Origin of the sequence: Zavarzinia sp. (assembly GCF_041650655.1) — a bacterium.
Taxonomy (GTDB): Bacteria; Pseudomonadota; Alphaproteobacteria; order Zavarziniales; family Zavarziniaceae; genus Zavarzinia.
In genome coordinates, this window is sequence record NZ_JBAZKR010000142.1 from 1 (window position 1) to 8421 (window position 8421).

Below are 8421 nucleotides of genomic sequence, written 5' to 3' on the forward strand. Positions count from 1 at the left end.
GAGGCGCTGGCTCGGCCGCTGCGGTTCGGGGCGGTCATTTCGCGGCGCCCGCTGTACAAGACGGGGGGGATGCTGTGTGCGGCCGCAGCGTTGATGGTGCTCGGTCTTGGGTTTCAGGGGGAGCAGTTGAGCGTGTTTGCGAACCGGATGATGTTCGGGCATCGGTCGTATCCGGCCCGGTATCGGGTGATCCGGGTGACGCCGGGGGACGTGGCGAACCCGACGACGGTGGTTCGCGGCGAGAGCGTGGGGTTTGAGGCGGAGTTTCGGCCGTATCCGGCGACGGCGTGGCTGGAGTTGACGGACGTTCACGGGCGGACGACGACGCTGGACATGCGGGAGACGGAGAAGCACGTGTTCACGGCGACGGTGGCGCGGGTGGTGGACTCGTTCACGTACCGCGTGCGCGGGGGGGATGCGGTGGCGGAGAAGGACCGTTCGGGGCGGGTGTATCGGATCGAGGCCCGGCTTCGTCCGGTGATCAAAGTGGGGCTGGACCTGCGGTATCCGCCGTACGCGGGGCTGACGGCGGCGAAGGTTGAGGGAGGATCGGGGGAGGCGATCGAGGGGACGCGGGTGCAGGTGAACGTGGAGCTGGTGCAGCCGGCGGCAATCGGCGGGGCGGCGAAGAAGGAGATCGAGTCGATCAAGCTGGTGTATCTCTCGGGGGTGCGGGCGCTGCAGGAGGTTCCGATGAAGGCGACGTCGGCGACCTCGGCGACGCTGGAACTCCCGGAACCGCTTCAGTCGAGCCTCCGGTACACGATCTGGGTGAAGGACAAGGAGGGGGTGACGAACTACGAGTCGATCGAGAGCCAGGAGAGTCCGGCGCCGGTGTTCTCCCTGCGGGCGATTGCGGACCGGCCGCCGAAGGTGGCGGTGACTGAGCCGAGGACGGAGACGGTCGAGGTGCAGGATACGCTGGAGACGGTGGCGCGGGCTCAGGCGCAGGATGACTACGGGATTCTGAACGTGTCGCTGTACTGGCGGGTGGTCCCGGCGGATTACACGCAGGCGGAATCGAGCAAGAGTCAGTGGCACATCGAGCCGCTGTACCAGGTGGGGGCGGCGTCGGCTCCGACGCGAGTGAGCGATCTGAAGGCGGTGATCTCGCCGAAGGCGATGCAGGCGGGGGTGGGCGACAGCGTCGCGTTCTTTGTGGAGGCGCGGGATCACACGGCGCCGGCGGTCCTGATGCCGAGCCTGGACATGTCGAAAGTGCCGCGCGGGGTGGGGCGGTCGAAGGAATATACGCTGGTGGTGATCGACGAGAAGACGTTCAAGCTCCGGCTTCACAGGCAGTTGACGGAGGTGACGCAGGATTTTCTGCGGATTCTGGGCGGGTGGCAGGGAGTCGACGAGAAGATCGAGGCGCCCGTGGCTCCGCCTCCGGAGCCGAAGCGGGACGGAGCGCCGCAGCCGAAAAGGTAACCGGGTCACTGTTCCGCGGCCGGACTGGCGCCGGACGCGGAGCCGGGCGAACGGAGTGAGGTAATGAGCAAGGCAATGAGGCTGATCGTTTCGCTGATTCTGCTCGGAGGTCTGGCCGCTCCGGCGCTTGCCGCGGAGCCGCGGGCCGTGGGGAACGAGGCGGACAGCGTGCGCCGGAACGTGCGGGAGCTGCTGAAGACGAAAGTCGCGGCGATGCTGGATTACCTCGAGCAGAACAAGATGGGGAAGAGCGAGGTGGCGGAGGGGCTGCGGGACTTTGCGGCGAAGCTGGACACGTTGAGCACGGACGAAATGACGAAGACGATCGAGGCGCTGTTCGCCGGGCAGACGGGGGAGGCGAAGGCGGAGTCGCGGATCGTGCTGCAGCGCCTGCGCGAGATGGTGCGGCAGATGCAGGTTCCGCTGGTGGGCATGACCGTATCGATCGAGATCGAGCAGTTGATTGCGGCGCAGGTGGAGCATCACCGCCGGGGGCTCTCCCTCATTCAGTCGAGCACGGATGATTTCAAGTACCGGAGCCTGCAGCTCGGCGTGTCGCAGTCGGACATCAACGAGCGCGCGCTGCAGTTCACGAAGCTGCTGGCGGAGTGGTCGAGGAACGCGAACGCTCTGCTGAGGCAGGGAGGGGAGGCGGACGAGGACCGGGAGGTGCTGAAGGGTATCCAGGCTGCGAATGCGCTGGCGGTGCAGGAGAAGCTGATGGCGCAGATGCAGGCGGTCGAGGCGTCGTACAGGACGCTGGACCGGGCGAAGGTCCGGGGGGCGTGCTCGGCGGAGGAGCCGGCGGCGATCCGGACGCTTCGGAAGATTGCGGCGATTCTGGGCCAGAACGGCGGGTCAGAGCTGTCGAAGCTGATCGATCTGACACTGGCGGCGGTCCGGGAGCAGGATTCGTTCCGGCAGGCGGTGCGGTCGGCGCCTCGCCGCGCGGCACAGGGTCAGTTGGACGCGCTGGCGGGGCGGCAGGCGGCGATCACGGGGCGGATCGGGGACCTGGTGGATTTGATCGCGGCGGCGGCGCCGTCCGTCGAGAAGATCGCCGCGGAAAGCAGGGGCCGCTCGTTTCAGGCGGAAGGCGAGCTGGAGGGTGGGACGCTCGACAAGGCGGTTCTCAGCCAGGGGCGGGTGATCTCGCGCCTCAAGGTCGTCGCGAACCGGCTGACCGAGCTGGACCGCGAGAAGAGCGGCCGGCTGGACACGCTGGATCCGGTGGAGATCGCGAAGAGCATGCGGGAGATGGAGGAGATCCGGAAGAAGCTGGAGCAGTTGGCGGGCCGGGAGACGGCGCTCCTCGGAGCGACGCGAAGGACGGCCGAAGACGCACGGGCGCGCGAGGTGGCGCCGCTTCAGGAGACGCAGGGCGGCATCCGGGGCGAGGCCGCCGATCAGATCGGCAAGCTGAACGTGAACGCGGGGGCGGCCGGCTACCTGGTCGGGCTGGCCGTGACCGCTGCCGACTACGCCGGGGCGCACCTCGGCGGCTGGAAAGATGCCTCGCCATTCGCTTATGGCGAGGACGAATCGGAAATCCCGCTCCTCCTGGGCGCGGACAAGACGAAGTCCCGTCAGGCGGCGATCACCCGGGAGCAGGATACGCTCGGCTGGCTCAACGCGGCAATCGCGAAGCTGAAGGAAATCGTGAACGCATTTCAGAAGACGAAGGACATCGCGGAGATTGCGGCAGGGCTGGACCTGGCGGAGGACCTGCGGGCGCTGGCGGACGAGCTGGACGACGGCGCACTGGCCTGGAAGGAGTTCAACGCGGACACGCCGCGCGATCAGCTTCAGGAGCAGGCGGACGCGGTGAAGCGGCTGGAGGTCCGCGCGGGGGAGATGACGCAGCAGGCGCAGCATGCCGTTCCCGAACTGGGACGGGATTTTGAGGGCTTGCAGAACCTCGTGGGCGATGCGGCGCGGTATGCCGGGGCGGAGAAGCCGGATTTCGCGCAGACGGCCAGGAAGCACGAGACGGCCCGCGACGCCGCGTTGCTGCTGCACCGGAAGTTCATCGACCGGCTCCGCGAGCAGATCGCCAGAACCGCCGACCGGGCGCAGAGCGACCTGGGCACGGCGGAGGCGCGGCAGAAGACGATCGAGGCGCTCCGGCACGCGGCCGAGAAGGTTCAGCAGGAACTGAGCAAGGTGAACAGCCCGGAGATGGCGAAGAAGCTGGCGGCCCTTCGAGCGGCGGAGGCGGCTCGCGAGGCGGAACGCGCAGCTCAGAACGCGGAAGTGGCGGCCCGCGGCGCCGAGGAGCGGAACCCGCTGGTGGCGGAGGATGTCCGGAACGCCGCCCTGCGCACTCGCGAACTTGCGAAGGAGACGAAGGAGCGGGCTCTCGAAGCGTTTCAGGAAGCGACCTTGAGGCCACAGGACCCGCCGGACAAGGCGATCCAGGCGGCGGAGCAGGCGAAGCGGACGGCCGACGAGGCGACGCAGACGGCGGAGAAGGCCCAGCGTACGCTGAAGCCGCCGACCCCCGCCGAGGAGTCGGTCATCAACGCGCTGCGCACGGCGGCCCGCGCTCGCGCTGCCGCCGACCTCGCGCTGGAGGCCGGACTCCACGCGGCCGATAAGCCCCAGGCCGCGCAGCGTGCGGCCCAGGAAGCCCGCGCCGAGGCCGAGGCCGCAGCACAGTTTGCGCAGACAACCGGGATCGCGGCGGAGAAGGCGGCGCAGGTGGGTGATCAGGCCGGCGACAAGCCGGCCGCCGAGGCCGCGCGGGCCGCGGCTCAGCAGGCTCGCAAGGCCGCGGTCTCCGCCAAGGAGGCTGCCGCACTCGCCGAAAAGGCCGCCGGCTTGCAGGCCGATCAGCTTGCCGCCGCCGCCGAGGAGGCGCACTCGAAAGCCGGCGAGGCTTCCGAAGCCGCGCTTGCCGCGGCGGAACGAGGGGAGGAGGCCGTGTTCGCGCAGGCGGCGAACGACTTCGACCGGGCCACCCAGCAGGCTGTCTGGGCCGCAGAGCATGCCGACCGCGCCGTTCGGGAAGCCCGGCGGGCGCAGGATGTCTCGGCATCCGATCCCGTCGAGGCGGTGAGCGCCGCCCGGCGCGCGAGCCGCCAGGCAGATCGGGCGGCCGCACTGGCGGGTCTGGCCGCTCAGTCCGCTGAAAGTGCCGCCGCGGCCGCGCAGAAAGCGGACAACCTGGAAGCGGCCGATGACGCGAGGGAGATCGCCGAGAAGGCGGCTCAGGCCGCTGAGACGGCGCGGTCCGCGGCGGCGGCTGCTCTGGCGGCCGCGAAGCAGCCCGATGCCGAACAGCGGCGGAACCAGGCTCGCGAGGCCGGACAATCCGCGCTTCAGGCCGGCCAGATGGCGATGAGCGCCGCCCGCAAGGCGGAAGAGGGCGGCCGGGCGATGACACAGAGCCCGCTTGAGCGGGCCTTTGACCGGGCCGCGTCAGCCGCTCAGCACGCGCGCGAAGCGGCTCGGAAGGCGGACGGGGCGGCTCAACTCGCGCGGCCGGCGCCGGATGACTCCGTTCGAGCCGCCGCCGTCGCCGCGAAGGAAGCCGCCAGTGCCGCGCTCTACGCGCGCCAGGCGAACCGGACGGCAGAGCGCGCGGCCAGGGAGACGGCCGCTCTCGCCGGAACGAAGCCCGCCGGCTCGCCGGAAAATGCGGCCCAGCTCCAGAAGGTCGAGGAGATCAAGGACGCGGCGCAGGCCGCGGGGACGTCCGCCGAGCGCGCGGACGACGCCGCCCTGGCTGCCCGCCGGGCCGCTGCCGCGGAAAGCGTAGCGGAACGCGCCCGAGACGCCGCCCGCGCGACGGCCAGCGCAAAGGACGCGGCGGAACTGGCGGAGGAGGCCGCCCGGAAGGCGGCGGACGCTCAGTACGCACACCTGCAAACGCCCGTCGAGCGGACCATCGGCAAGGCGGAGGAGGCGCGCCGCGACGCCTTGAAGGCGGCGGATAAGGCCGCCCAAGTCGTCGCGCAAACACAGGAACCCGACGCCGCCCGCCAGTTCGCGCAGGACGCCCGCCAGGCGGCGCGCGACGCCGGGCGCCACGCGAAGCAGGCTCAGTCCGCGGCGGAACGTCTCGCTCAGGACGCGACACAGAAGAACCTGCCGCTCGTCGCCGAGTCCATCACGGCCGCCGCGGCGCGGGCGAAGGAAGCGGGCGACGAGGCGGCCCGCGCCGCCCAGGACGCGCAGACCGCCGTCGACAGTCTCGATCAGCAGAAACCCAAGCCCGCCGAAGAAGCGGCCATCAGCGCGGCGCACCGCGCCGAGGAAACCGCGCGCGCCGCCCGCGATGCGGCCAGGGCCGCCCGCGACGCACTGTCCGCGATTCAGAATTCGCCGGAGGCTCTGGCCCGCGTGAAGGCGGAAGAGGCGGCGAAGGAGATTCAGGAATCCGCCGGCCTCAGCCGGAGTTCCGCTCAATCCGCCGCCAGGGATCCCGGCATTGCCCGGCAAGCGGCGGAAGAGGCCAGCCGCAAGGCTCAGCAGGCTGCCGAACTCGCTGCGCAGGCCGCGAGAGCCGCCGCCGTTGCCAACCAGCAGCACCGGAAAGCAGCCGATGCGGGCGCCGCCGAGGAAAGTCAGAAGGCGATCGACGCGGCCACCCAGGCGGCCGAGAAGGCAACGCAGGCGGCCCAGGAGAACTACGCCGCGGCGCAGGCCAGCGAGCCGGCGCTGGCGGCACAGGCCGCTCTGAAAGCCGAGGCCACCGCCCGCGAAGCGGAGCAGAAGGCCCGCGAGGCCGCCTTCGCCGCGCGGCAATCCGAGCTTGCCAAGGGCGAAAGCAGCGTTCACAAGGCTCTCCGCAGGGCGCAACAGGCGGAACAGGCGGCTGTGCTTGCGGCAGATCGAGCGTACGCCGCGGCTCAGCAGACCCAGGAGGCGAAGATGCGGCCCGATGCGGAGGCCGCCGCGCGCAGCGCCCGGCTGTTGACTCAGGCCGCCGCCGAAAAGGCCGCCCTGGCCGCGCAGCAGACCGAAGCGGCCGCCAAGGAATACCAGGAACAGGACGACGCCAGGAAGAACGCGGAAGCTCTCGATGAATCTCAGGAGACCGCCGCTCAATCGGCGAAGTCTGCGGAAGCTTCGGCCGCCGCCGCACAGGAGGCCGCGGACAATCCCGACGAGGCCGCCCGCAAAGCCGCCGAAGCCCTCGATGCGGCGCAGGCGGCGCTCCGCGCGGCGGAGATGGCGGCGCAGGCCGCGACAGGTGATCCGTTCGAGCGAGCCGAGAAGAAAGCCCAGCAGGCCGCGCAAGAATGCGCCCAGGCCGCCGAGAAGGCCGTCGAGGCGGAAGCCGATGCCGAAGGGAATCCCCCGAAGTCTCAGCGGGCCGCGCAGCAGGCGAACATCGCCGCCGAGCAGGCGGCGACCCACGCTCAACAGGCGCAGCAGGCCGCTCAGCGCGCCGCCGGCCAGGCGGGAGAGAAGGTCAATGCCGCCGCCCAGCAGGATGCCGCCGCGGCCGCGCAGAAGGCCGCTCAGGCTGCTCAGAACGCCCGCAGCGCCGCCCAGCTCGCCAGAGACGCAGCCGTGGTTCCCGCCGTTCCACAGCGCCAGGCCTCCGCCAAGGGCGCGAGACTGCAGGCCGAGCTAGCGTACAAGAACGCCGTCGAAGCGGCTCAGCTTGCACGATCGGCTGCAGGGGCCATGAGCGAGAATCCGGCTGATCGGGCTGCGGACCGCGCCGACCGGGCGGCTCAGTTGGCCCGGCAGGCGGCCGAGAGCGCCAGAAACGCCGCCAGGACCGCCGAACTGCTCCGGCTGGCTCGACAGAAGGCGGACGACGCGGCCAAAAACGCCAACAAGCAGGCGGTCACCCAAGCCCAGCAGGAGGCCGAGCAGGCGCGGCAGGAGACTGTCCGTTTCGGTGCAGAGACGATGAACCGCGCCGACCAGGCCAAGCGCATGGCCGAGCAGGCTCAGCAGGCCGCGCAGGCCGCCGGCCAGGAAGCTCAGCAGAACCCGCCGGCCGCGAAGAACGCGCAGGAGGCGGCAGAAGCCGCGCAGGAAGCCGCCGCGTTCGCAGAGGAGGCGTACAAGAAGGCCGTCACCTCGGCTCAGGGACAGGCCGATCCCGCAGCAGCACAGCAATCCGAGCAGGCCGCACAGAGCGCTGCCACGGCTGCCGACCGAGCCGCCGAGATGGCCGAGGCCGTGCGGTACGCGCAGGGCAAAGACCCGCTCGATCGCGCGGTCGAACAGGCCACGGAAGCGGCCCGCAAGGCCGAAGCCGTCGCCGAAGGAGCCGAGACGGCCGCTCTCCAGGCTCTCGATGCCGCACAAGGCGACCAGCAGGCGGCGCGCCGCTCTGCTGAGGCGAAGGAACAAGCCGAGGTCGCACAGCGCTTCGCCAGGAGCGCCGAACGCGCCGCCAAAAAAGCCGCGGAACAGGCGGCGGCACAGAACGAGCCGGAAGCCGCCGAGCAGGCGCGACAGGCCGCCGACGCTGCCGGCCAGGCCTGGCAAGCCGCCGGGAAGTCCGCTCTGTTGGCGCAACAGACGTCGCAGAAAGCGTTGCAGGCCGTCCAGCAATCCCGCCAGTCCGTGCAGGACGCGCAGAAGACCGCGAAGCAGACGCAGGAATACGCGCAGCAAACGGAAGACGCGGCTCGCCAGGCTCAACAGGCCGCCGATCAGGCCGCTCAACTCGCGCAGGAAGCCCAGGCGCGGAAAGCGGGCCGGACTCCCGGTGATCAGGCGGCCGTTCACGCTCAGAAGGCCGCGGACGCCGCCAGCCAGACCGCCGAGGATGCGCTCCGGGCCGCACAGCAATCTCAGCTCGATCCTGCGCAGGCCAGGGACCTCGCCCGGCGCGCGGAGCAGAACGCCCTGCAGGCCGCCCGCCAGGCCGAGCGCGCCGCACAGAAGGCGGCCGAGCAGGCGACCCAAGCCCTGACTCCCGCCGAGCAGAGTCAAGCCAACGACGCCGCGCAGCAGGCCCAGCGTGCCCAGCAGGCCGCCCAGGCGGCACAACAGGCCGCGCACCAGGCGGCGCAGCAG

2 protein-coding genes are annotated in these 8421 nt (G+C 70.8%); both read left to right on the plus strand.

Going from position 1 to position 8421, the window contains the following annotated elements:
• A partial coding sequence (locus WC493_RS20500; protein WP_373068013.1) for a hypothetical protein occupies window positions 1-1431 on the plus strand: 1431 nt, incomplete at its 5' end.
• A 63-nt stretch (window positions 1432-1494) separates the two neighbouring features.
• Window positions 1495-8421 (plus strand): hypothetical protein (locus WC493_RS20505; RefSeq protein ID WP_373068015.1); only part of this gene is annotated, 6927 nt, incomplete at its 3' end.